The following is a 24455-nucleotide window of genomic DNA, read 5'->3' as shown; positions in this document are numbered from 1 at the left end:
GTTTACGCAATAATGCTTATAATGAACGGCCTTCAGCAATGGCTGCAACCGCTGCAATTTCAGCAGCTTCACGTTCACGCACCGTTTGACGCTCATCAGCATCTAGGGTGTGAGCGTTAACTAAGCCTAATTCGATTTCACGCAGGGCGATAACCGTTGGCTTATCGTTCATCTCTTCAACCATAGGGTCTTTACCCTGCACGGCGATTTGGCGAGCACGACGCGCCGCAACCAGGATCATATCAAAACGGTTGCCGATTTGTTCTACGGCGTCTTCTACAGTTACGCGAGCCATGTGTTGAAACTCCAGTTTATCTAGGGAAAAAATGACGCAAAATTGTACACTATGACAGCTATCCTGCCAACAGATCGTGAAGCATATCATTTTGTGCGTGGATCTGACTAGCACCTGTTAAGCGTTGGCTGCGAATGATGGCACGCAGATCGGCCAGTGCTGTATCAAAATCATCATTGATGATAATAAAATCATATTCTTTATAGTGGGACATTTCCGATACCGCTTGTGCCATTCGGCTGGCAATCACTTCCTGACTGTCTTGTCCTCGACCAGTCAGGCGTCGCTCTAGTTCAGCTTTCGAGGGCGGTAAAATAAATACCCCTACGGCTTCAGGCATAACCGCTTTAACTTGTTCGGCACCTTGCCAGTCGATATCGAGGAACACATCGATACCTTGGGTGAGCGTATGTTCGATCACATGGCGTGATGTGCCATAGTAATTACCGAATACTTCAGCCCATTCGAAAAAGGCATTTTCAGCTATTAATGTTTTAAATTGTTCAACATTAACGAAGTGGTAGTGTTGACCATCAACTTCACCTGGGCGCGGCGCGCGGGTAGTATGTGATACTGAAACCTGCATATCGGCAGGTTTGTCTTTTAACAATGCCGAAATTAGCGAGGATTTACCCGCACCACTTGGCGCTGACACAATAAATAAATTTCCGCGTGCGGTCATGAGCTAAATATCCAGTTGGTAAACGCAAGAAGGGCCCAGAAAGCCGTGCATTATACCGATTTTGACCACATAAAGGCTAGGGGCTGTTTGCCTTGAATTTAAGCCTATTTTAGTTTTATAAGGATATTATGGGCATTTTTATCCGACTAGAGTCTTAAGCACTGACAACAGCAACTAAATTCGGTACGCTCATGTTCAGATAATAGTGATAGTCGTGTTTGCGCTTGAATTATTCAACAATAAAGGAAGGGCCGTGCTGTTAAAATCTCTTTTTTGCCTTCGCGGGCGTGATTCTCGTCCCCGTTTTGTCGCTATTAGTGTATGCGTGTATACGTGTATTTCACTTGCTGCCGCAGTGTTTGGGCCTCACTTTTTAATGTATTTATTTGCGCTGGTAGGCTTACCTTTACTCGCGTTTGCGAGTTTGCGCCGTGTAGCCGATGCGAATAAACCTAAAGTATTGGCAGGCTTGTTGCTCTTACCATTACCCGTTTATCTCGCGTTATTGATTGTGGGTGCTCCGCCTTTTATTGCCGTATTGGGTTTAGTGCTGGCGGGGGGCGCGACCTTTTGGGGTGGAAACTTAGCATCCCCAACAATAGTGGATTATCGATTTGGCTACTATGGCCCAGCAATGGATGCGCCTATATCACAGGCTATGCCACGTCGTCGTGTTGAGCCTATGTTAACGCCTAAACCAGATATTGCACCGCCCGTTTTCGCGAGTACAAACCCACTCGAGACCGATGTGCCTCACCATTCGCCCAATGCCGCTTCAACTCTGCAAGCAAGTCGGGGCAATGTACATTCAGAGCCTGTTATTACACCAAAAATTCCCGATATCGATTTAGATGTGCTTCGTCAAGATGAACTGCGTTTTGATGCATTAACTCGGATGACGCAAAATCCTGCTGATTTTGTCGTACAGGATGTGATGATTGATAAAAAATCAGATTTTCGGTCTGCCGATTCTAGCCGTATCGGACAGGCCAATATCGCGTTTTCCGAGGTCGATATTGAGCGGGGTGATCTACAGCATACGAATTCTAATGCGGCATCTGTCTATACAAGGGATCAGAATGATGAGCCTGTATGGCGTTTTGACGCGGAAGATGAACACGAGGGTTTTAACAGTATTGAATATGCTGAAGAGGTGCGTCGCCGCCGTGCTGAGGATAAAGAATCAGGCTCTATGACGGAATTATTCCGTGGCGTGCTTGAGTTTATTTCACCTTATCGCCGCTACTTGGTGTTGCCTAAAATTCCGATGCCAGACCGTCGTTATTGGCGTCCTATGGGTATTGGTTGTGGGGCGATTTTATTCGTTGTACTGGTTTGGGGCTTGTGGCCCACTGGCGGCGATGAGCTAGATAGTGATACGCAGGTTGCCAATAATAATGGTAGCGCAGCTTTGGCTGCTGAGCGGATTATGCTTGATTTACCCGATGGTTTTTCAGTCGCTTTAGAAGGCGATGTGTTGATATTGCGCTGGTTAGGTGAAAAAGGTGCTGCTCAAAATATCTGGTCATTAGCAACGGCTAAGGGAGATAGAAGCTGCGGCGCTTTAGTTTTTAATAATGGAACAGAATATCGGCCAGTGACTGTTGATTTGAAAGCTGACTCAGCGACAGAGGCACGTTTTTCGCCCTTGGATACGGCGGCTATTATTGTTGATCTCGCTCGTCGCGGTAATATTGGTCTATGTGGATATAAGTTTAGCCTAAAGGGCAGCCAGGCTGTCTTGGAACAAAACCGCACATTTGGGCAGTATTTAGCCCGTTAATGACATCGTAGGGCATGTTGACATGTTGAAGTTATGTTTTTGTTCGCTGCAAAAATAACCCTGAAACCTCAACATGCCCTAGCCACAATCAGAGGGGTAGATTACACTTTTGCTCTTCTTTTTCTCTAACGCCATTTTAAGTCTATTAGCGTATTGCGCCGTGGTTTAGAGAGATCCCTTTAATACGAATAGAAATCCAACATGAATACAGCATTGACCTTAGTCATTATGGCGGCTGGGTTAGGTAGTCGTTTCGGCGGAGACAAACAATTGGCGGCCCTAGGGCCAGCGGGTGAGCCGATGTTGGTTCTGTCGATTATGTCTGCCATTCGAAGCGGATTTAATCGCGCGGTCTTAGTGATCCGTCCTGAGTTAGCGCTTGAATTAACTGAGATATTGACGCGGTTTTTACCTGCCAATTTCGAGTATCATTTTTGCTATCAAGCTTTAACAGACCTGCCAGAAGAGGCGCTGCTAACGGATACAAGTCATCGGCTTAAACCTTGGGGGACAGCGCATGCGCTTTGGTGCGCCCGTCATTTAGTTAAAGGGCCAATGGCGGTCATCAATGCCGATGATTTTTATGGCGACAGTGCATTTGCTGCATTAGCAAAAGGCCTAAGCGTAAAACCTACGCAATGGATGATGGTGGCTTACCCCATAGCACTCACGTTGTCGGAACATGGCGGTGTTAACCGTGGTCTATGTCAAGTTGAGCGTGGGCAGCTTAAGTCCGTTGTCGAATGGCTGAATATCAAGGCTTGTGAAGGGGTATTGATGGGCGATGGGCCACAGGGATTGACGATATTACCTGACCAGCCCTTAGTTTCAATGACATGTTGGGGCTTTTCACCCAGCATTTTTGATGTTATTAAGCATGAATTAAGTCAATTTATTGCGCTGGAAGGCCAGCAACCTAAGTCTGAATGTTATCTACCAGCCGTGGTACAAGCTGGGATTGAGCAAGGTGTCGCTGTTTGTGTTGATATTGCCTCAGAGCCTTGGCTCTGTGTCACCTATCCGCAGGATACTGTCTGGGTAAAGCAAAAATTAGTGGAGTTACTGAGTGATTAAACTCATCAGGCAGTTTGTATTGCCTCATTTTGGCATTGATGCAACGGAAGCAAAAATCTCAGCTTTGGGTAATGGGCATATTAACGAAACCCTATTAGTGCGTTGGCCGACAGGTGAGCTAGTGCTGCAGCGCATTAATACACAAGTATTTAAAATGCCACAGGCTTTAGTGAGTAATGCGGATAAAATCAGCCATCATTTATGCGCTAAGGCATTGCAACAACAGTATGGCTTAAAAGTCGTGAGTCCTTGCTTGACCAAAGAAGGTGAATTAGCACTCGATTTAGGTGAGCAAGGATTCTGGCGTGCAATTAGTTATTTGCCCCATAGCCATAGCATTGAAGTTGTTAAATCGGAAAAAGAAGCGGAAATGGCCGCCAAGGCCTTTGGACATTTTGCCTCGGCGTTAAGTGATTTTGATGCGACTCAGCTTGAAGATGTAATCCCTCAATTTCACCATTTACCAGGACGCATGGCCTTGCTAAAACAAGCGGTTGAACTCGATAGCCAACATCGCTTAGCATTCTGCCGCCATTGGGTCGATTATGCTTTGTCCCAACAGGCCTTATTGGATGAATTAGCTGAAATATCCCCAAAACTACCGCTACGAATTTGCCATAACGACACAAAAATCAACAATATGCTATTTGATAAACGCGATATGTCCAGTATGGCAATTATCGACTTAGACACCTGCATGAAGGGTCATCTAATGTATGACTTTGGCGATATGGTGCGTACCTTTTGTTCGCCCGAGGCAGAGGATTCCACCGCCCTTGAAAATGTTAAAGTGCGCCAGTCGATCTTCGCCGCGATTTGTCGTGGGTATTTAAGTGAACTTGGCGATGTATTGACCGAAGTTGAAAAACGCAGTCTATGGTTGGGTGCCAGAGTGATTTGTTTGATGATAGGTGTGCGTTTTTTAACGGATTATCTTAACGGTGATGTGTATTTCCATATCCATCGTGAAGGCCATAATCTCGATCGCGCTGCCAACCAGTTTACCTTATATCAAAGTCTACTCGACCAAGATGTGGCACTTAAAGCGTGTTTTGAGCTTAATCCCTTATCTGCGGTTGAGCATTCCTAGACTCTAGCTGCAAAAATCTAGACCTTGTAATCAAAGTATTTACGCTTTTCAGGCCCCGCTGCATTAGCACTGATCTTATTGGGATGTTTATATTCATCCCAACTGGCCACATTGCGGCCGACATTGAGCTTAGGAAAACTCAGATTGTGATTTTCGGCGCTGGTTAATTCCATAAACGCCAATAGCTGACCGAGTGCACCTTGCTGGCTGACATCGATACTTAGCAAGTCCTGTCTGCCCGCAAAGTAGTTAAACACCTCTGTTTTATGGTGTTGATAACAATCGATAAGATGTTGTTCATCCTGCGGGTTTTCGACTACACCTACGCCAAAGGTATGGCGAAAACTGCGCTTCATTATTGGGTGGAAACGTCCGATTTTTGCATCTAAATGTGGCAGCATTCGACTGAGTAACATCTGCATTGACGGCACCCAAGAATCTAACTCGCGGTCAAGATAGACAAACTTGGCTTTGGGGAATAACTCATCTAACTGCTTGAAATCACTAAAACAAGGTGCATCTGAAATCGCATCTGCCTGCATAAAGGCTTCTTTGGTAAAAGCCATATGCGCCACTTTAAGCCCTTGCTCCAATAGCGCCACGCTTACGCTCGTTGTCCCAGTTCTAGGCAAGCCGATAAAAATAACCTTCTGTTTTTGTTCGGCAACCACTGACTCATGCTTAAGTGCATTTTGCTTGGTTGCACTTGGTTCGATTGCACTTGGCTCAAGTAAATTTGGCCCGATTTCATTTAGCTTAATCGAATCGCACTGTGGCTGAGCAGGCTTGTCATCATAGCTACTGCCATGCGCCTGAGTATGAGAGGCGGCTATGTTTGCGTTATCAGGCATGGAATGGGCTCAGCATATTCTAGTTAGCGTGGTTGTCGCGATTAATGTGCAAAATTGGTTTTAATATGAGTGTTTATCAACGCCAGCAGTATATCGCAGCCCACAGGTTTTAGCAGTGCAAAGCTGTTGTCTGTGTGTCTGCACCATCCTGCGGGAGCATATCAACAGCACAAATCCTTTTACTCTATAAGCATTTGGGCTAGATGAGGCGATTATTTGTGTTATTCGACTCATAAAGTGAGGCGAATAAGTTTGTTAATCGCCTCATTATGTGAGTAGAATAGACTTATTATTCGACTCACGGGGTAAGATATGTGGATTTGGCAGCAAGCCGATTGGCCTAAATTTCATTGGAAGACCAGCAGCATTGATGTCTTACTGCGTCAGGTTTATTTCAATCAGGGCCAACTGCTTGGCAAGCAAATGCTAAGTCACGACGACAGCCTGTTAACTTCAGATGCTGCACTCGACACCTTACTCGCTAACATTATCCATTCCAGTGCCATCGAAGGTGAAAAGCTCAATGCGGCCTCGGTGCGCTCATCCTTGGCTAAAAAACTCGGCGTGTCCGAAGACAAACCGTATCCGACCACAGCACAAACCGATGGTTTGGCTGACATTATGCTCGATGCCTTAAAAAATTTAGATACAGAGTTAACCCTCGAGCGGATATTAGGTTGGCATAAACAGTTATTTCCCCAGGGTTATACGCTGTTTAACCCCGTTATTGGTGGAGCACTACGTGGCGATATACCTATGCAAGTTGTCTCAGGCCGGATCGATAAACCGATGGTGCATTTTGAGGCACCCTCTCGATCCACTTTGGACGCTGAACTATCGCAGTTTATTGAATGGTTTAATGCTTCACGGCAAGAGCCGGGCTTAGATCCGCTTATCCGTGCGGCGATAACTCACCTTTGGTTTGTGACTCTGCATCCGCTTGATGACGGTAATGGGCGCATTACGCGTTTATTGACCGATTTGGCTTTGGCGCAAGCGGAAAAACGCTCAATTCGTTTTTACGCTATGTCGGTCAGTATTCTTGCTCGTCGCCAAGCTTACTATGACATTTTAGAGTCTACCCAAAGGGGCAGTGTCGATATTACTCCTTGGTTAGTATGGTTTTTTGAAACCCTCAATGATTGCTTACTCAATGCGATGGCAGATGTGAGCAGAACGCTGTCGAAAACGCAGTATTGGCAAAGTGTCGACCCATCTTTATTGAGTCAAGAGCAAGCCAAAATACTCAATCGGATGTTAGACGGCGATTTTGAACTAGGGATTAATAGTAGCCAATATCAAAAGGTCACTAAGGTGAGTCGCGCCACCGCCACCCGTCATTTTGCGCAAATGGTCGAGCAAGGCTTTTTAGTAAAAGCCGACGCTGGTGGCCGAAGTACGAGGTACTTATTGCCGAGTGGGAAGTAGAGGCAAGTTTACCTTTGTGGTGGTGCTCAATGATCACCTGCAGAACATCTTTTCCGCGTGGAATGACGGCCTATGTCGTAAGTAATCGATTAGTTTAAAGCCAAGCAGTATTAACTCCCTATCGAAAAAGACAAAACCATTCTACAAATCGCAATTTGAATCAAATTGTTATGTGATATATTCGCTACAACTTTGATTGTTAGTCTTGGGGCATATCTGGCTATGGAACAGGTCGGGATTTACGAAAAGCTTATTACTCAACTCGTTGAGCAGCGCTTAGATAAGGACATATTTTTTATTGGAGAAAGGAAGCTAGAAGTTGCTGAGGCAAGTGTTTGGCTCTCACGTTTTCTTACTAAAATAATTGAATATGTTATTAATTCTGTTCCCGCAGATGAAAACCAAGTTATCAATCAAATCAGTTTGGCTAATCGGTTAGTGATGTGGCTCAAAGAACACATTAACGATGATGATTTTATTGATGAAAATCTCATTGATAGCCAAGGTAGGATACTTACGGCTCTCTTTAACAAGCAAAATCCTATTGCAACTGATTTACCTAAATATACGGCCGCCATATTTCCATTAACGGGGCTCACTCAGAGTGAGCTTTTTTGTGGTAGTAATGCTGGATTATCGCTTGAGAGTGAGCTTAAACGTGAGATCCGCTCATCAGATAAAATCTATTGGCTGGTGTCATTTATCAAGTGGGCGGGGATTCGCATCTTCAAGCATGAACTTGAGGAGTTTACACGCAGTGGTAAAGAGTTACGCATCATCACTACATCTTATATGGGGGCAACGGATGCTAAAGCCGTCGAGTTTCTAGCCAATTTACCCAATACCCAAGTCAAATTAAGTTACAACACTAAACGCGAAAGGCTGCATGCAAAGTCCTATTTATTTTTACGGAATACGGGTTTTCATACCGGTTATATCGGTTCTTCAAATTTATCGCATTCAGCATTGACCAGCGGGCTTGAGTGGAATCTTAAGATCACCACCCAAGAAATTCCCCATATCATTGAGAAATCACTCAGTACATTTGAAACTTACTGGCAATCGAACGAATTTGAGCTTTTTAGCGGTGATGCGAACAGTAAAGAAAAGTTAAACAATGCGCTCAAAGAAGCGAAAGGCAGTGGCACTGAATTGAGCTCATTTCATTTTGACATTAAGCCGTTTGCGCATCAGCGAGAAATCCTCGAACAGCTTGCAGTAGAGCGAAGCGTTCATGGCCGTTTTAAAAATCTCATCGTCGCTGCAACAGGCACGGGTAAGACGATTATTTCTGCGTTCGATTTCGCGCGGTTTTATAAGCTGCATCCAGAAGCCAATTTTCTATTCGTTGCTCATAGGCAAGAAATTTTACAGCAAGCTCTCAGTGCTTATCGCGGTGTGTTAAAGAATAATCAATTTGGCGAGCTATGGGTGGCAGAGCATAAACCTAATAGTTACAAACATTTATTCGCATCTATCCAAAGCTTGAATCTGCAACTTGATAACTTACCATTAGCTGCTGATTTTTATGATTATATTGTTATTGATGAAGTCCATCACGTTGCTGCGAATAGTTACCGTGGGCTATTAGCTCATTTTGAGCCGACGATTTTACTTGGGCTCACGGCAACCCCTGAACGGTATGATGGTGTCGATATTTTGGCTGACTTCTGCGGTGTCATTGCCGCTGAAATACGTTTACCAGAAGCCATTAATCAACGGCATTTATGTCCATTTCAATATTTTGCGATCGATGATAACACCGACCTTAGCAAGTTAAGTTGGAGCAGTGGTCGTTATGACGTCGCTGAGCTGAGCAATTTATACACTCACAATGAACAACGCGTGACGCGCATTATTCGCAGCCTAGCTGAAACCGTAACTGATATAGACAATATTAAAGCGTTAGCCTTTTGTGTAACCAAGGAACACGCCGAGTATATGGCGAAGAAGTTCAATTTGGCGGGGATCAGCGCCGATGTGCTGACCAGTGATAATAGCTCTGAACGGCAACAAAAGCGGCAGAGCTTGGTCAGTGGCAAATTATCCATTTTGTGTGTGGTGGATATTTTTAACGAAGGTGTCGACATTCCAGAAGTGGACACCTTGTTGTTTTTACGGCCAACGGAAAGCTTGACCATATTCCTGCAGCAACTTGGGCGTGGCTTGCGTCTCACCGATGATAAGCAGTGCTGCACAATATTAGATTTTGTCGGAAATTCACGCGATGAATATGATTTTTCACAGAAATTTAGAGCGTTAGTCGGTAAAACCAATCAGTCGATTAAAGATGAAATTCTGAATGACTTTCCGCATCTCCCGCTAGGGTGTCGAATTGAACTTGAGGAAAAAGCGCAGTCGATGATTTTGCGCAATATTAGCCGCGCAACACTCAATGCCAATCGATTAACCAGTCTAATGGCAAACTTTAAACATCAGACTAACTTGCCGCTCACGCTAGGCAATTTTTTACGCCTTAACCCGCAAGTGACCTTGGAAGATGTTTATCGAATAAAGATTAATGGCCAATGTGGATGGACTTTATTAGTCGAGGCCGTTCAGGGGAATAAGATTGCAGAACCTGCAGTTCAGCCCGATTTAGCCAAGGCTTATTATCGCGCGATTAACTTCCACTTACTCAGTTGCACATCATTATCCTATTTAAAATTTATCAAACAGTTATGCGAAAATGATTTTGTCTTTACTGGGGTGGATCCTATTCAAAATCAGTTTGCTTTGATGTGTCATTACAACTTTTGGGATAAGTCAGGTACGGCTTTAAATGTGAACAGTTTAGCTGCTAGCTTGCTGATGTTACGCAATAAACCGTTGCAGGAAGAGTTGTTATCTGTGTTGGCGATACTGATTAATCGGATACACCATCAAGAAATGGATTTGGAATTACCGCAGCCCAGCGCATTGAAAGTACATTCTCGTTATACTCGCGAGCAGATTTTAGCGGCGATGGGTGCAAGCACGTTTGCTGCTAAATCTCCTTCAAGAGAAGGTGTGCTTGCGATTAATGAGCAAAACCTTGAGTGTTTATTTGTTACGTTAAATAAATCAGAGAAGCAGTTTTCACCGACAACCATGTATCACGACTATGCTATTAGTGAACATCTATTCCACTGGCAATCGCAAAATAGCGCACGGCCAGAACGAGGTAGAGGCCTGAGTTATATTGAGCAACAAAAGCAGGGGAAAACCGTGTTGTTGTTTGTTCGAGAGCAGTCAAAAGATGAAAATGGCCGCACGATGGGATTTATGAATTTTGGTAAAGTACATTATGTCAGCCATAACGGTTCACAACCCATGAATGTTACATGGCGATTAGAACAGCCAATCCCTGATGTAATGTGGCATGACGCGGCTAAACTGGCTGTGGGCTAAGTACTACTTCCCTAATTTCTCCATCAAAAACGCTATCAATACGCTCACTTTTGTCGGCAAATATTTCCGCTGCGGATAAACCGCATAAATACCGTGTTCTGGTAGCGGATAGTCAGTGAGTAACGCTTGTAAACGTCCGGTTTGTAGATCGGGCTCTACAATAAATCGCGGTAGGTTGGCGATACCTAAGCCATCGAGGCAGGCTTGATGGATGGCGTCACTATTGTTGACCTGATAGTTGCCTTTGGGCTGAACGCGTTGCACGCCATTGGGACTTTGGAAGCTCCATTCCACACCATCTTGAAAATAAGAGTAAAACAAGCAGTTGTGCTGTGTTAATGCCGCAGGTGTGCTGGGTAAGCCATGTTGTGCGAGGTAATCTTTGGCGGCGCAAATGACGCTTAAACAAGGTGCGAGTTTACGGGCGATAAGGCTTGAGTCTGGTAATTCGCCGATACGAATGGCTAAATCAAAGCCGCCAGTAATTAAGTCTGTGGTCTTGTCATCCATGTGCATTTGTAGCTGGATATCGGGGTATCGTCTTAAAAATTCAGCTATTAATGGCGCAATATACACGCGACCAAACACCATAGGCACCGAAATTCGTAGATGACCTTGGGGTGCTTGTTGCAATTCGGATATCGCATCCAATCCTTCTTGGGCGAGCTGAACGGCGGGGCAAACATAGTTGTAATAGCGGGCGCCCGCTTCGGTAAGACTTAAGCTGCGAGTAGTACGGTGTAGGAGTTGAATACCCAGACTTTGTTCTAATAGGGTAATACGTTTACTCACTGCCGATTTACTCAACCCAAGCTTTTGCCCTGCAGCGGAAAAACTACCGCATTCCACTACAGTGACAAAAATAGGTAATGCCGAAAAGTGCTCCATGGTGTCCTTAGATTATCTCGCCCCCTGCCATTATTGTTGATAATACCTCAACAGTCAGTTTTTATTATCGTGGTTATCATTGCCCTTGATGCAAGGTAGACTAATGCACTTGCTGATTGCGGGTGTTGACTGTGAAGCCTCGTTATTTTTGGATTCATCACTCATTGTTTATCACTTATCTTGATTACTGTTCGGCAACTCGCCGCAGCAGTGCCGCAATTGCCGATGTACCATTCTCTGATGCCTCTGAACGGCATAGGAATGGATCTTAGCTTAGCTATTTTGTTAGAAAGAGAGTTCCTATGTCATTGCCATACCAATGGATTCTGTTCGATGCCGACGAAACCCTATTTTATTTCGATGCCTTAAAAGGGCTTAAGTTGATGTTTGGTGAGTTTGGGGTCGATTTTACTCAAGCGGATTTTGATGAGTATCAGTTAGTTAATAAACCGCTATGGGTTGACTATCAAGACGGTAAAATCACTGCTGCCGAATTGCAAACCACACGTTTCGAGCCTTGGGCTGCCAAACTTGCGGTAGCGCCGCAAGCGCTCAATAGTGCCTTTTTATCTGCTATGGCTGAAATTTGTGCTCCGCTACCTGGTGCGCGCGAGTTGTTAGCCGCGCTGCAAGGTAAGGCTAAATTAGGCATCATCACCAACGGTTTTACTGAGCTACAAACCGTGCGATTAGAGCGCACAGGCTTACAGCATCATTTTGATATTTTAGTGATTTCAGAAAAAGTCGGCATGGCAAAACCCGATGTGGGTATCTTCGAACATGCCTTTGAATTGATGGGGCATCCTGAGCGTGAAACTGTGCTTATGGTCGGCGATAACCCGCATTCCGATATTCAAGGCGGTATCAATGCAGGGATTCATACTTGTTGGTATAACGTCCATGGCCACGATGTGCCCGCAGGGATTACTCCGCACTATCAAGTGCGCTCCCATCAAGAACTGCATAGTCTGTTGCTCGGGGTGTAAACGGCATAATTTTCAAATAGCTGCTTAATCAACCCGTTAGCGCTTCACGGATCTTTCGGGCTTTTTCCTTACCTATGCCTTCGACTCGGATTAATGCCTCTTCCGGAGCGGTAAAAACGGCCTCGATATTTTTGAAGTGGTACAGCAGTCGGCTAGCGAGCTTGGGGCCTACTTCTGGTAGGCTTTGCAAGATAAACAATTGCTGATTCTTCTTGCGTTTGGGCTTACGTCCCGTGAGGGTTAATTCATTTTCTCTACGGTTTAACTGAGTGGCGCAAAAATACAGTATTTTGGCCGTTTCCGTTTGCGATAAACTGTGGAGTATTGGGATATGGAAATTGATTGAAATGGAGCACAGCGCGCCGATAAGTGCCTCTCTGCGGATCTGGTAACCTGCGATATCTTGAGTGCAGCCTTCGAGGAGTAGGGCTGTGTGGCTTGGGCTCGCGGCTAGTCTGGCAATTTGAGAAAATAGTCGGCCATCGCATAAGGATTGCACTAGATCGGGCAAGGTTTTACGTTCAATCAGCCAATCATTGAGTTGATAATCACCCAATTTTAGGCGTTTTTTGATGAGCGAAAGATCTTCGTGCAGTGACAATTCATAGAGGATTGTTTCTGCATGTTCTCTATCGTCATAAAAAAGGGGGATTATATCTGCAGCCAATGTTAGTGAGCTCTGCCGAGTGACACATTCAGGATTGCTTATGAGTGTAGTCAGGCCGAGTCACAAGTACCAAAGTTGCCTTCAGCTTTGTTAATCATCAGCTTAATTTGTTAATCATCAGCTTAAAATGAAGTGAGATGTATATGGCGTTTTTGCCTGCTATAATGCCCGCCCTTTATTTCCAACCTTTAGGTATCAAGGTGTCAAAACGTGGCAAAAGCATAGTAAGCGCCGTTTCGATTTTTAATATCGATGATTTGTCCACGTGGCAAAAATATCGTAAAGGTCTGTGCGATACTTGCCATGCCACTTGTTGTACTCTGCCAGTAGAAGTTAGGGTGAGCGATTTAGTGCGGATGGCGCTAGTGGATGAATTTGAGGCCGAAGGCGATCTCAAAAGCATTGCTAAGCGTCTGCAAAAAGCCCGTTTAATCGATCATTTTAACCATAAGACTGCAATTTTTACTTTGGCGCGTATGGCGAATGATGATTGCCTATATTTAGATAGTCACACGCGTCGTTGCACTATTTATCATCAGCGGCCAGAGACTTGCCGCAATCATCCTCAAATTGGTCCTAAGCCTAATTTTTGCCCCTATCGCCCTCGCTAGTCCTTCGTCTACTTGCTTTCAGTTGTAGTCTTTTATGGCGGCAATCTTGTTTGGGATTGGCCTCGCTATCCATAGATTTTTATTTTCAAAAACGCTGACAACATATTGATATAAAAAGCATGAAATGCACTATCTGTTTGTGCTGACTAATAAAAATAGCTTGGGATGAGATCATAATAAGCAGCAAATAGGATATAATCTGTTACCCGTTGTAATTTAACGTAGCACTCATCGCTGTATCTGTGGTGCCATTCTGGGCTTCTTTCAAACAATATAGCTAAGTCGAAGCTTGCATATAATTGGCTCTCTGCGAGAGCAGAGTCACGCCCCGTTGGACGATAAGTCGATATAATCTTGGCTTGTATCTAGCGCAATTTAGATACCCATTTAAATGAGTCTTGCCATGTGTTTACAACGAGTTAGTCCAGTGAGTGGTTACATTTGTATGGTATAGCAGTGCCAATAATTTAACTGACACGCGAGCAATAAAGGTGCGGGTCAGTCCTAGTGAGTCCAGTGTTAAAAGAAAGGTGTTACATGAGTATCTTTGATAACGTGATGATTATATTGTGCTTAATTGGAGCAAGTTGCTTTTTCTCTATGTCAGAGATTGCACTCGCCGCATCGCGAAAAATCCGTTTACGCCAGTTAGCCGATGAAGGTGATGGGCGTGCTGAAAAAGTACTGCAATTGCAAGCTCATCCAGGAAGCTTTTTTACCGTAGTGCAGATAGGCCTAAATGGTGTTGCCATCATGGGGGGGATCGTGGGCGAGTCGGCATTTCGTCCTTATTTCTATGAATTACTCAGCCCTTGGTTAACAGGAACTTGGCTCAGCCAAGTGAGCTTTGTGCTTTCCTTCGTTTTAGTGACCAGTGCATTTATTTTAGTGGCAGATCTTATGCCTAAGCGTATTGCGATGGCGATGCCTGAGCCTGTTGCTTTGGCAGTTGTGGGGCCAATGAGCTTCTGTATTGCGCTTCTTCGTCCGCTGGTGTGGTTTTTTAATGGTCTGGCAACGGCGATTTTTAAGTTGTTGCAAATTCCGACTGTACGCAATGATGAAATCACATCCGATGATATTTACGCAGTTATGAATGCGGGTGCCGAAGCTGGCGTATTGGATCGTGGTGATCAACAGATGATGGAGAATGTGTTTGAAATGCAAACCGTTTCCGTTACTTCAGCTATGACTGCCCGCGAAAGTTTAGTGTACTTTTTACTGCAAGATAGCGAAGAGGATATTAAACGTAAGATCTCCGAAGATCCTCATACTAAGTTCCTCGTCTGTGATGGGCAGTTGGATATGGTGAAAGGCTTTGTGGATGCTAAAGAGCTACTGATACGTGTCATTAATGGTGAAGATATTACATTAAAAGACAGTAGCTTAGTGCATACCTCCCTAATTATTCCCGATACATTGAGCCTGTCTGAGGCGATGGAATATTTTAAAAATAGTCGCGCCGATTTTGCCGTGGTGATGAACGAATATGCCTTAGTGGTGGGGATTGTGACTACCAACGATTTACAACGCGCGGTAATGGGGGCTTGGTCTTTGCACGAAAGCGAGGAGCAGATTATCGCCCGCGATGGTAACTCTTGGCTAGTCGATGGGGTCACGCCTATCACAGATGTGATGCGCGCCTTTGATATTGAGGAGTTCCCGCATAATCAGAACTACGAAACCATCGCCGGTTTTATGATGTATATGCTACGTAAAATCCCTAAGCGTACTGACTTTGTGAATTATGCGGGTTACAAGTTTGAGGTTGTGGATATCGATGCCTACAAGGTTGATCAATTGTTGGTGACGCGAATTGATTCTAGCGATAAACAGATATCACCCGATACCTAAATCACTTCTAAGAAAGCGCTCAGTATCGGGTCATCCAGCCGTTTTACCTTGCAGCAGCAACCGAGTTCAAATGGCGGTATTGTAACGGGTGAGGTGAGTAACTGGATGCGATCCCGCACTGGGCTGTTATTGATCACCACTTCTGGGCTGATGCTCACGCCGCAGCCTAACGCTACCATAGAGGCGATCGCTTCTTGACCCGACACTTGGGCGTAAATATTAGGGCTGATGCCCATTTGTTTGAACCAGTTATCGGCGCGGCGCCGTCCTGGGCCGTGATCTGGGATGATAAAGGGCACGCTCGACCAATCGATGGGCGTTTGGCTAACTTGTTGCTGTACTGTACAGCGGATCGTCGGTGCGATAATCGACAGTGGCACATCGTCGATTTTGGCAAAGTGTAAGCTGCTGGGGAAGGGATCGGGCAGGGCGGCGATGGCAATATCGGCTCGATTCTGTTGCACTTCTGCCAGCGCATTGGCCGCATCTCCCGTTGTCAAGGCGATTTCCACAAAGGGATGCTCTTGGCGGAATAAATCCAATAAATGCGGTAAATGGCTGTAGGCGGCAGTGACCGAGCAATACAGATTCAACCGACCGCGCAGCACATCTTGCTTAAGGTCGATACTGTGCCTGAGCGTGCTCCAATGGTGCAAGGTCTGCTCGGCGAACAGCTTAAATTCGCGCCCTGCATGGGTTAAGGTCACGCTGCGATTATCCCGCTCTAATAGCTTAGCGTTCACTTCTTCTTCTAATCTTTGCAGTGTTCGGCTTAAGGTCGATGGACTCACATGCATCTGCTCCGCCGTCTTGGCGAAGTGCAAACTGTCACATAAGTGCAGGTACAATTTGAGGGTACGAATATCCATGTGCTTATCCTGTTTAGCCTGAACTTGAGTGCTGCATATTGTCGCCGATGTAGCTGCCAATGTTACTGAGCGTTATTGCGGTTGACGTTGCGAATAATGCAATATGAAGTTTCGAATATATCATTTTAAGCAACGATAAGCATGGGGTATAGTGATTTCAATCACAACCATTCCTTAACATAGCGTTTAGTTTGGTTGAGTCCCCCATTCCTGACTTAAAGGTGGTATCTCAGATGGCTAACTATTTTAACTCTCTGAATTTACGTCAACAATTAGCACAGCTTGGCCAATGTCGTTTTATGGATCGCTCTGAATTTACCGACGGCTGCAATTACATTAAAGATTGGAATATTGTTATTTTAGGTTGTGGCGCCCAGGGTCTTAACCAAGGTTTGAATATGCGTGACTCAGGGCTGAATATTTCCTATGCCCTGCGCCCTGAAGCGATTGAACAAAAACGAGCTTCGTGGCAGAAGGCGACCGATAACGGTTTCCGTGTTGGTACCTTTGAAGAATTAATTCCCACGGCGGATCTAGTGCTTAACTTGACGCCAGACAAACAGCATTCCAACGTGGTTAACGCGGTTATGCCACTGATGAAGCAAGGTGCAACCTTGTCTTATTCCCACGGCTTCAACATCGTTGAAGAGGGCATGCAAGTCCGTCCTGATATTACGGTTATTATGGTTGCGCCTAAGTGCCCGGGTACTGAAGTACGTGAAGAATACAAACGTGGTTTTGGTGTCCCTACTCTGATTGCAGTACATCCTGAAAACGATCCAAAGGGTGACGGCTTAGAGATTGCTAAAGCCTATGCTAGCGCAACCGGTGGTGACAGAGCGGGTGTTTTACTGTCGTCTTTCATCGCCGAAGTGAAGTCGGATTTGATGGGCGAGCAAACCATTCTGTGCGGTATGTTGCAGACGGGTGCCATCCTAGGTTATGAGAAAATGGTTGCCGATGGCGTTGAGCCTGGTTACGCGGCCAAGCTTATCCAGCAAGGTTGGGAAACGGTCACTGAAGCGCTGAAACATGGCGGCATCACTAACATGATGGACCGTTTGTCTAATCCAGCCAAGATTAAAGCCTTTGAAATTGCAGAAGATTTAAAAGAAATCCTCCAGCCATTATTTGAAAAACACATGGATGACATCATCAGCGGTGAATTCTCTCGCACTATGATGGAAGATTGGGCGAACGATGATGCGAACTTGCTGCGTTGGAGAGCAGAAACTGGCGAAACCGGTTTCGAAAATGCGCCCGTATCGAGCGAGCATATCGACGAACAAACCTATTTCGACAAAGGTATTTTCCTTGTTGCTATGATCAAAGCGGGTGTGGAACTGGCGTTCGATACCATGGTGTCTGCGGGTATCGTGGAAGAGTCGGCCTATTATGAGTCACTGCACGAAACCCCACTGATCGCCAACACTATTGCTCGTAAGCGTTTGTACGAAATGAACGTGGTAATTTCAGACACCGCCGAATACGGTTGCTACCTGTTCAATCACGCCGCAGTACCTATGCTGCGCGACTATGTGAATGCCATGTCGCCAGAGTATTTAGGTGCGGGCCTGAAAGACAGTTCTAACAGCGTTGATAACCTGCAATTAATCGCGATTAACGATGCGATTCGTCACACCGCTGTGGAATATGTTGGCGCCGAGCTTCGCGGTTATATGACGGATATGAAAAGTATTGTTGGGGCGTAACGATTAAGTTACCTCTTTAAATAACGGGCTGAGACTCGACGGATGCGAGTCTTAGCTTAATACAAAATCTTTACCTGCTTCGTGGGTTGTCGAGCGGGCAAAAACGACATGGGTTAGTAAGCGGTGCCGCTAGCTAACACTCGTTTATTAACGTTTTACGTTGTTGTTTTGCATTGTCTCGGCAGGGAAGCTGAATTTTTTTTGACAAAAGATATTTTTTATTGTGTTTGGCCGTCGCTTTATGGTAAAGCTAATAGCTCGCGCTAGGGCAAAGCCCAAAGCGATACTAACTTTCAAGTCATTCTCGTTATTAAGAGAACAATTTTAGAAGCACCGATTAGGGATCCATATTGATGTTTAACCAAGCTGCCAAGCTCATTCTCGTGATTATTACCGTCGTGATTATTAAATCACAGCGGGGGCGGCGCATGGCGAACTGATAGACCTAAAAGGTTAAAAGTTTCGAAAGAACCCCCCGCTCCGAAAGGACCGGGGGGTTCTTTGTTTCAGGGCCTAGAGCAAGGTTCTAAGTTTCGAAAGAGTAACAGTTTCGAAAGCGTAAAAATCGAGTCGATTTTCGGCAATTCAGGACTAACGTAGCGAGAGAGAATATGGAACCAGGGCAGATGATCAGAGGCGCAGACGCGGTAATCAAAGTGTTAGCAGCACATGGAGTGACCACAGTGTTTGGTTATCCCGGTGGTGCCATTATGCCAATATACGATGCCCTCTATGGAAGCCCTGTTGAACATCTCTTAAGCCGTCACGAACAAGGCGCGGCCTTTGCTGCCGTAGGATACGCAAGAGCCAGCGGTAAAACCGGCGTGTGCTTTGCGACATCAGGCCCTGGCGCGACTAACCTTATCACCTCACTTGCCGATGCGTTGTTAGATTCAGTGCCTATCGTGGCTATCACAGGCCAAGTCTCTACCGCCGTTATCGGCACTGATGCGTTTCAAGAAATCGATGTACTGGGCATGTCACTGAGCTGCACTAAGCACAGCTTTATGGTGACAGACGTCAACGACCTGATCCCAACCTTGTATCAAGCTTTTGAGATCGCCGCATCCGGCCGCCCTGGCCCTGTGTTGGTCGATATCCCGAAGGATATCCAACTTGCTCACCTCGAATACCGTACACCTTTGCTGGCCGTCATGAACGAACCACAAGCCGAGATGAGTGATATCGAGGCCGCCCGTGCGCTGTTGGCAGAAGCGAAACAACCTATGTTGTATGTCGGCGGCGGTGTGGGCATGGCGGGCGCGGTCGATCAACTGCGTGAGTTTATCAAAGTAACGGGTATACCTTCGGTCGCAACCTTGAAAGGGCTTGGCAGTATCGCCCACGGCACGCCCGGTTACTTAGGCATGTTAGGCATGCATGGTGGCAAAGCGGCTAACTTAGCGGTACAGGATTGTGATCTGCTGATCGTGGTGGGTGCCCGTTTCGATGACAGAGTCACCGGCCGTTTAGCGAGCTTTGCCGACAAGGCCAAAGTGATCCATTTAGACATAGACGCCGCTGAGCTGGGCAAGTTACGTATGCCAGAGGTGGCGATAGCCGGTGACTTACGCCAAATCCTCCCCGCCTTAGCCATGTCGATGAACATCACGCCTTGGCAGGCCGAGGTGGAGCATTTATCCCGTAAACACCAATGGGATTATCAACACCCCGGCAGTTTGATTTATGCGCCTGCGCTGCTGCGCCGTTTAGCCAATAAGTTACCCGAGGACAATGTTGTTTGTTGCGATGTGGGCCAGCACCAAATGTGGGTGGCCCAGCATATGTGGTTCCGCCGCCCTGAGGATCACCTGTCCAGCGCGGGCTTAGGCACTATGGGCTTTGGCTTGCCCGCCGCGATTGGTGCGCAAGTGGCCCGTCCCGATGCGACTGTGGTCACTGTGTCTGGCGATGGTTCTTTTATGATGAATGTGCAGGAACTGACCACCATCAAACGCCGCAAGCTACCAGTGAAAATCGTGCTGGTTGATAACCAAAAGCTTGGCATGGTGAAGCAGTGGCAACAGCTATTTTTTGAAGAGCGCTACAGTGAAACGGATTTATCCGATAACCCTGATTTTGTCTTATTGGCCTCCGCTTTTGATATCCCTGGCCGCACGATTTTTTCTTCCGACGAAGTGGAAGAAGCCTTAACCGAGATGTTAGCGGCTAAGGGCCCGTACTTGTTACACGTTGCAATCGACGATGCTTTTAACGTTTGGCCACTGGTGCCCCCCGGCGCATCAAACAGCGATATGATGGACGAAATGGAGAAACAAACATGATCCACTCTCTGGAATTAACGGTTCAACAACGCCCCGAAGTGCTTGAGCGTGTTTTGCGCGTGACTCGCCATCGTGGCTTTAGGATTACCCAAATGCAGATGCGCATGAACGACGATGCGAGCCTGTCGCTGGATATGGAGGTCGATAGCGAACGTGCGATCGAGCTGTTAAGTAATCAGTTGAATAAACTGATTGATGTGACCCAGTGTAAAGTATTGTTACCTATGAGCTTGCAACAAACGGCAAATGCTTAAGCATTCGCCATGTGAATTAAGAATACGATTTTCGATTTGAGATAAAGGATACAGTCAATGCCAAAGTTACGATCAGCTACCAGTACCGAAGGCCGCAATATGGCGGGTGCACGTGCGCTATGGCGCGCCACAGGGGTGAAAGACAATGATTTTGGTAAGCCAATTATCGCTATTGCTAACTCCTTTACTCAGTTTGTACCGGGCCACGTGCACTTAAAAGACATGGGCTCACTCGTCGCGAGCGCCATCGAGGAAGCGGGCGGTATCGCAAAGGAATTCAATACGATCGCCGTCGATGACGGTATCGCCATGGGACACGGTGGCATGCTGTACAGTCTGCCATCGCGTGAGCTTATCGCCGACAGTGTGGAATACATGGTTAATGCCCACTGCGCCGATGCTTTAGTCTGTATTTCTAACTGCGACAAGATCACCCCTGGCATGTTGATGGCGGCGCTGCGCCTCAATATTCCCGTGGTGTTTGTGTCTGGCGGGCCGATGGAAGCGGGCAAAACTAAGTTGTCGGATAAGCTCATCAAACTCGACTTAGTCGATGCTATGGTGGCGGGCGCCGACTCGAACGTGAGCGATGAAGACAGTGCCAAAATTGAGCGTAGCGCATGCCCAACCTGTGGCTCTTGCTCTGGCATGTTTACCGCCAACTCAATGAACTGTTTAACCGAAGCACTAGGGTTATCGCTGCCGGGTAACGGCTCTATGCTGGCAACCCACGCGGATCGCCGCGAGCTGTTTTTAGAAGCGGGTCGCCGCGTGATGGCGCTGGCAAAACGTTATTATCATCAAGATGATGAATCGGCATTGCCACGCAATATCGCCAACTTCAAAGCCTTTGAAAATGCCATGACATTAGATATCGCCATGGGCGGTTCATCTAATACCGTATTGCATTTATTGGCCGCCGCGCAGGAAGCCGATGTTGATTTTACCATGGCGGATATTGACCGTATGTCGCGCTTGGTGCCGCACCTTTGTAAGGTTGCGCCATCGACGCCTAAGTACCATATGGAAGACGTGCACCGTGCGGGCGGCGTGATGGGGATTTTAGGCGAGCTAGACAGAGCCGGATTGCTGCATACCGATGTGTTCCATGTGGCGGCCGATGAAGGTGGCAATTTGAAGTCTGTATTGGCGAAATACGATGTGATGCAGACGCAAGATGAAAAAGTAAAACACTTCTTTATGGCGGGACCTGCGGGGATTCCGACCACTAAAGCCTTTAGCCAAGATTGTCGCTGGCCGTCATTGGATAATGACAGACAAGAAGGTTGTATCCGTAGCCGCGAGTTTGCCTTCAGCCAAGAGGGCGGTCTTGCCGTATTGTCGGGTAATGTGGCCGAGAACGGCTGTATCGTTAAAACGGCGGGTGTGGATGAATCGAACCTGACCTTCGTTGGTTCGGCGCGCGTCTATGAAAGCCAAGATGACGCAGTGGCGGGCATTTTAGGCGGCGAAGTGGTGGCGGGTGATGTGGTAGTTATCCGTTACGAAGGCCCGAAAGGCGGCCCGGGTATGCAAGAAATGTTGTACCCAACCAGTTACTTAAAATCACGTGGCTTAGGCAAAGCCTGTGCGCTGATCACCGACGGTCGTTTCTCCGGTGGCACTTCAGGTTTATCTATCGGCCACGTTTCACCCGAAGCGGCAGCGGGCGGCACGATCGCCTTGATTGAAAATGGCGATCGCATCGAGATTGATATTCCCAAGCGCAGTATCAAGCTGGCGATAAGCGATGTTGAACTCAATGCTCGCCGCGAAAAAATGCACAGTCTTGGCCCAATGGCGTGGAAACCTATTGGTCGCCAGCGTTATGTATCACTCGCGCTTAAGGCCTACGCCATGCTCGCCACCAGTGCCGACAAGGGCGCGGTGCGCGATCGCAGTAAACTGGAGGACTAATATGTTGCCACTTGCCTCTATGTCTACAGCATCGCAAGCTAGGACCGATTTAGCCCATTTTCAGTTGGCACAAAGCTATCTGCAAAAAATCCTGTTGTCATCCGTGTATGACATAGCGAAGGTGACGCCGCTTTCCAGCATGAACAAGTTATCGGCGCGTTTAGGTTGTCAGGTATTTTTGAAGCGCGAAGATATGCAGCCAGTGCATTCCTTCAAGTTACGCGGTGCCTATAACCGTATCGCCCAACTGACGAAAGAAGAATGCCAGCGCGGCGTGGTGTGTGCTTCGGCAGGCAATCATGCTCAGGGTGTGGCGATGTCGGCGGCGAGTCGCGGTGTGGATGCTGTGATTGTGATGCCCGAGACGACGCCCGATATTAAAGTCGATGCGGTGCGCCGTTTAGGTGGCAACGTGGTATTGCACGGCCAAGCCTTCGATCAAGCCAATGGCTTTGCGATGGCGATGGCCAAAGAAGAGGGCCGAGTCTATATCGCGCCCTTCGATGATGAAGCCGTGATCGCAGGCCAAGGCACTATCGCCCAAGAGATGTTGCAGCAGCAGCGCGATCTCGAAGTGGTATTTGTGCCCGTGGGCGGTGGCGGGCTCATCGCGGGGATCGCTGCCTATTACAAGGCGGTGATGCCGCAGGTGAAAATTGTCGGCGTCGAGCCAGAAGACGCGGCCTGTTTGAAAGCGGCGATGGAAGCGGGCGAGCCCGTGACACTGGCGCAAGTCGGTTTATTTGCCGATGGCGTGGCGGTTAAACGTATCGGCACTGAGCCGTTTCGAGTCGCGAAACTCTATGTCGATGAAGTGGTGACTGTCACCTCGGATGAAATCTGCGCCGCGGTGAAAGATATCTTCGAAGACACCCGTGCGATCGCCGAACCCGCAGGGGCCTTGTCCTTGGCTGGGCTTAAAAAATACGTCAGCACCAATGCCAGTGGAGATTGCGGCAATGGTGAAAAAGTCGCCGCGATTCTCAGTGGCGCGAATGTGAATTTCCACAGTCTGCGTTATGTGTCGGAACGCTGCGAACTCGGTGAGCAAAAAGAAGCGGTACTGGCGGTGAAAGTCCCTGAGCGTCCGGGAAGTTTCTTAACATTCTGTGAGTTGCTCGATAAGCGGGTGATGACAGAGTTTAACTATCGTTTCAGCAGTCGCGATCTTGCCGTGGTGTTTGCCGGCATTCGCTTAAGCCGAGGCCAAGGTGAGCTAGAACAAATCATTGCTACCTTAGAGGCCAATGGCTTCGAAGTGCAGGATTTATCCGGTGATGAAACCGCGAAATTGCATGTGCGTTATATGGTCGGCGGTCATCCACCAGAGCCTTTAGAAGAGCGTTTGTTTAGCTTCGAGTTCCCCGAACATCCCGGTGCGCTGCTGAAGTTTTTAACCACATTGCAGAGTAAATGGAACATTAGCTTGTTCCATTATCGCAACCACGGCGCGGCTTTTGGCCGAGTGCTGGCGGGGTTTGAAGTGCCCGCGAGTGATGCCTTGCCGTTCCAACAGTTTTTAACTGAATTGGGTTTTGTCTATCAAGAGGAAACCCAAAGTCCTGCCTATCAGCTGTTTTTAAATGCGGGTAACGGTAACAAGGCGTTATAACCTTAGCGCACCATGCGCGTGATAGTTATGACTAACACAACTAAGGCTAAAGGAGGAGCGCACAGGCGCTCCTTTTTGTGGTAGTTTTGTAGACTTAATACTCTAGCCGCCGATTAGCGCGCCACTGTTAAGTCGCTGACTTAATCCGCTGATGGTTAACTCGCGGGTTTTTAAAGCAGAATGGCTAATGAATAACGAATTAATATC

19 protein-coding genes are annotated in these 24455 nt (G+C 46.9%); 13 read left to right on the top strand and 6 right to left on the bottom strand.

Features of this window, described 5'->3' with window-relative positions:
- Nucleotides 1-16: 16 nt before the first annotated feature.
- Both rpoZ and gmk read right to left on the bottom strand, forming a co-directional pair.
- Complete coding sequence (gene rpoZ / locus JEZ96_RS17665) at nucleotides 17-295, bottom strand: DNA-directed RNA polymerase subunit omega (RefSeq protein ID WP_007651394.1); 279 nt, start codon at nucleotides 293-295, stop codon at nucleotides 17-19.
- 58 nt (nucleotides 296-353) lie between these two features.
- Nucleotides 354-977 carry a guanylate kinase gene (gene gmk, locus JEZ96_RS17660; RefSeq protein WP_011791005.1) on the bottom strand — a complete coding sequence of 208 codons (624 nt, stop codon included), beginning with the start codon at nucleotides 975-977 and terminating at the stop codon, nucleotides 354-356.
- Between the two features lie 253 nt (nucleotides 978-1230).
- Here gmk and JEZ96_RS17655 point away from each other — a divergent pair, with 253 nt between their 5' ends.
- The 3 genes from JEZ96_RS17655 to JEZ96_RS17645 all read left to right on the top strand — a co-directional run bounded on the left by JEZ96_RS17655 (nucleotide 1231) and on the right by JEZ96_RS17645 (nucleotide 4924).
- Nucleotides 1231-2760 carry a hypothetical protein gene (locus tag JEZ96_RS17655; RefSeq protein WP_025008183.1) on the top strand — a complete coding sequence of 510 codons (1530 nt, stop codon included), beginning with the start codon at nucleotides 1231-1233 and terminating at the stop codon, nucleotides 2758-2760.
- Between the two features lie 201 nt (nucleotides 2761-2961).
- Nucleotides 2962-3834, top strand: a complete 873-nt coding sequence (locus JEZ96_RS17650; RefSeq protein WP_198779826.1) for a nucleotidyltransferase family protein — start codon at nucleotides 2962-2964, stop codon at nucleotides 3832-3834.
- Nucleotides 3827-4924 (top strand): phosphotransferase enzyme family protein, encoded by a 1098-nt coding sequence (locus JEZ96_RS17645; RefSeq protein WP_025008181.1) that lies wholly within the window; start codon nucleotides 3827-3829, stop codon nucleotides 4922-4924. The genes JEZ96_RS17650 and JEZ96_RS17645 overlap by 8 nt, the downstream gene beginning before the upstream one ends.
- A gap of 17 nt (nucleotides 4925-4941) precedes the next feature.
- On the opposite strand, the gene JEZ96_RS17640 is transcribed toward JEZ96_RS17645, so the two are convergent.
- Nucleotides 4942-5775: a sulfotransferase family protein gene (locus JEZ96_RS17640; protein ID WP_061782993.1), complete on the bottom strand. Its 834-nt coding sequence runs from the start codon at nucleotides 5773-5775 to the stop codon at nucleotides 4942-4944.
- A 312-nt stretch (nucleotides 5776-6087) separates the two neighbouring features.
- Here JEZ96_RS17640 and JEZ96_RS17635 point away from each other — a divergent pair, with 312 nt between their 5' ends.
- Both JEZ96_RS17635 and JEZ96_RS17630 read left to right on the top strand, forming a co-directional pair.
- A complete protein-coding gene (locus tag JEZ96_RS17635) occupies nucleotides 6088-7203 on the top strand; it encodes a Fic family protein (protein ID WP_025008180.1) in 1116 nt (371 codons plus the stop codon).
- A gap of 222 nt (nucleotides 7204-7425) precedes the next feature.
- A complete protein-coding gene (locus JEZ96_RS17630) occupies nucleotides 7426-10593 on the top strand; it encodes a DUF3427 domain-containing protein (protein WP_025008179.1) in 3168 nt (1055 codons plus the stop codon).
- A gap of 3 nt (nucleotides 10594-10596) precedes the next feature.
- Here the strand turns inward: JEZ96_RS17630 and JEZ96_RS17625 are convergent, their stop codons facing one another.
- The gene (locus JEZ96_RS17625; protein ID WP_025008178.1) at nucleotides 10597-11481 is read right to left on the bottom strand and encodes a LysR family transcriptional regulator; all 885 of its coding nucleotides are present in this window, start codon (nucleotides 11479-11481) and stop codon (nucleotides 10597-10599) included.
- A 302-nt stretch (nucleotides 11482-11783) separates the two neighbouring features.
- On the opposite strand from JEZ96_RS17625, the gene yjjG reads away from it, so the two are divergent.
- Nucleotides 11784-12467 carry a pyrimidine 5'-nucleotidase gene (gene yjjG / locus JEZ96_RS17620; RefSeq protein WP_011920146.1) on the top strand — a complete coding sequence of 228 codons (684 nt, stop codon included), beginning with the start codon at nucleotides 11784-11786 and terminating at the stop codon, nucleotides 12465-12467.
- Nucleotides 12468-12495: 28 nt separating this feature from the next.
- On the opposite strand, the gene JEZ96_RS17615 is transcribed toward yjjG, so the two are convergent.
- On the bottom strand, nucleotides 12496-13134 hold the full coding sequence (locus tag JEZ96_RS17615; RefSeq protein WP_025008176.1) for an ERCC4 domain-containing protein: 639 nt from the start codon (nucleotides 13132-13134) through the stop codon (nucleotides 12496-12498).
- 200 nt (nucleotides 13135-13334) lie between these two features.
- Here JEZ96_RS17615 and JEZ96_RS17610 point away from each other — a divergent pair, with 200 nt between their 5' ends.
- Entirely contained in the window at nucleotides 13335-13745 is a 411-nt protein-coding gene (locus tag JEZ96_RS17610; RefSeq protein WP_025008175.1) for a YkgJ family cysteine cluster protein, read from the top strand.
- A 537-nt stretch (nucleotides 13746-14282) separates the two neighbouring features.
- The gene (locus tag JEZ96_RS17605; protein WP_011790992.1) at nucleotides 14283-15599 is read left to right on the top strand and encodes a hemolysin family protein; all 1317 of its coding nucleotides are present in this window, start codon (nucleotides 14283-14285) and stop codon (nucleotides 15597-15599) included.
- Here the strand turns inward: JEZ96_RS17605 and ilvY are convergent.
- The gene (gene ilvY, locus JEZ96_RS17600; RefSeq protein WP_198779825.1) at nucleotides 15596-16468 is read right to left on the bottom strand and encodes an HTH-type transcriptional activator IlvY; all 873 of its coding nucleotides are present in this window, start codon (nucleotides 16466-16468) and stop codon (nucleotides 15596-15598) included. The genes JEZ96_RS17605 and ilvY overlap by 4 nt on opposite strands.
- A gap of 233 nt (nucleotides 16469-16701) precedes the next feature.
- On the opposite strand from ilvY, the gene ilvC reads away from it, so the two are divergent.
- From ilvC to ilvA, 5 genes are all read left to right on the top strand, one after another.
- The gene (ilvC, locus tag JEZ96_RS17595; protein WP_011920142.1) at nucleotides 16702-18180 is read left to right on the top strand and encodes a ketol-acid reductoisomerase; all 1479 of its coding nucleotides are present in this window, start codon (nucleotides 16702-16704) and stop codon (nucleotides 18178-18180) included.
- A gap of 611 nt (nucleotides 18181-18791) precedes the next feature.
- The gene (ilvG, locus tag JEZ96_RS17590) at nucleotides 18792-20465 is read left to right on the top strand and encodes an acetolactate synthase 2 catalytic subunit (protein ID WP_011790989.1); all 1674 of its coding nucleotides are present in this window, start codon (nucleotides 18792-18794) and stop codon (nucleotides 20463-20465) included.
- Entirely contained in the window at nucleotides 20462-20719 is a 258-nt protein-coding gene (ilvM, locus tag JEZ96_RS17585) for an acetolactate synthase 2 small subunit (protein WP_014611474.1), read from the top strand. Before ilvG ends, ilvM begins: the two co-directional genes overlap by 4 nt.
- 57 nt (nucleotides 20720-20776) lie before the next feature.
- On the top strand, nucleotides 20777-22636 hold the full coding sequence (gene ilvD, locus JEZ96_RS17580; protein ID WP_025008173.1) for a dihydroxy-acid dehydratase: 1860 nt from the start codon (nucleotides 20777-20779) through the stop codon (nucleotides 22634-22636).
- A 1-nt stretch (nucleotide 22637) separates the two neighbouring features.
- Nucleotides 22638-24248, top strand: coding sequence for a threonine ammonia-lyase, biosynthetic (ilvA, locus tag JEZ96_RS17575; protein WP_061782990.1), 1611 nt, complete (start codon nucleotides 22638-22640; stop codon nucleotides 24246-24248).
- Nucleotides 24249-24455 lie beyond the last annotated feature (207 nt).

Origin of the sequence: Shewanella putrefaciens, from assembly GCF_016406325.1 — a bacterium.
GTDB lineage: Bacteria > Pseudomonadota > Gammaproteobacteria > Enterobacterales > Shewanellaceae > Shewanella > Shewanella putrefaciens.
This window is presented reverse-complemented; position numbering and strand designations above follow the sequence as displayed.

Bases quoted from the DNA above. Each gene is read 5' to 3' on its own strand.
- rpoZ (WP_007651394.1), bottom strand. From the start codon at position 295: ATGGCTCGCGTAACTGTAGAAGACGCCGTAGAACAAATCGGCAACCGT.
- gmk (WP_011791005.1), bottom strand. From the start codon at position 977: ATGACCGCACGCGGAAATTTATTTATTGTGTCAGCGCCAAGTGGTGCG.
- JEZ96_RS17650 (WP_198779826.1), top strand. From the start codon at position 2,962: ATGAATACAGCATTGACCTTAGTCATTATGGCGGCTGGGTTAGGTAGT.
- JEZ96_RS17640 (WP_061782993.1), bottom strand. From the start codon at position 5,775: ATGCCTGATAACGCAAACATAGCCGCCTCTCATACTCAGGCGCATGGC.
- JEZ96_RS17635 (WP_025008180.1), top strand. From the start codon at position 6,088: ATGTGGATTTGGCAGCAAGCCGATTGGCCTAAATTTCATTGGAAGACC.
- JEZ96_RS17630 (WP_025008179.1), top strand. From the start codon at position 7,426: ATGGAACAGGTCGGGATTTACGAAAAGCTTATTACTCAACTCGTTGAG.
- JEZ96_RS17625 (WP_025008178.1), bottom strand. From the start codon at position 11,481: ATGGAGCACTTTTCGGCATTACCTATTTTTGTCACTGTAGTGGAATGC.
- yjjG (WP_011920146.1), top strand. From the start codon at position 11,784: ATGTCATTGCCATACCAATGGATTCTGTTCGATGCCGACGAAACCCTA.
- JEZ96_RS17605 (WP_011790992.1), top strand. From the start codon at position 14,283: ATGAGTATCTTTGATAACGTGATGATTATATTGTGCTTAATTGGAGCA.
- ilvY (WP_198779825.1), bottom strand. From the start codon at position 16,468: ATGGATATTCGTACCCTCAAATTGTACCTGCACTTATGTGACAGTTTG.
- ilvC (WP_011920142.1), top strand. From the start codon at position 16,702: ATGGCTAACTATTTTAACTCTCTGAATTTACGTCAACAATTAGCACAG.
- ilvG (WP_011790989.1), top strand. From the start codon at position 18,792: ATGGAACCAGGGCAGATGATCAGAGGCGCAGACGCGGTAATCAAAGTG.
- ilvM (WP_014611474.1), top strand. From the start codon at position 20,462: ATGATCCACTCTCTGGAATTAACGGTTCAACAACGCCCCGAAGTGCTT.
- ilvD (WP_025008173.1), top strand. From the start codon at position 20,777: ATGCCAAAGTTACGATCAGCTACCAGTACCGAAGGCCGCAATATGGCG.
- ilvA (WP_061782990.1), top strand. From the start codon at position 22,638: ATGTTGCCACTTGCCTCTATGTCTACAGCATCGCAAGCTAGGACCGAT.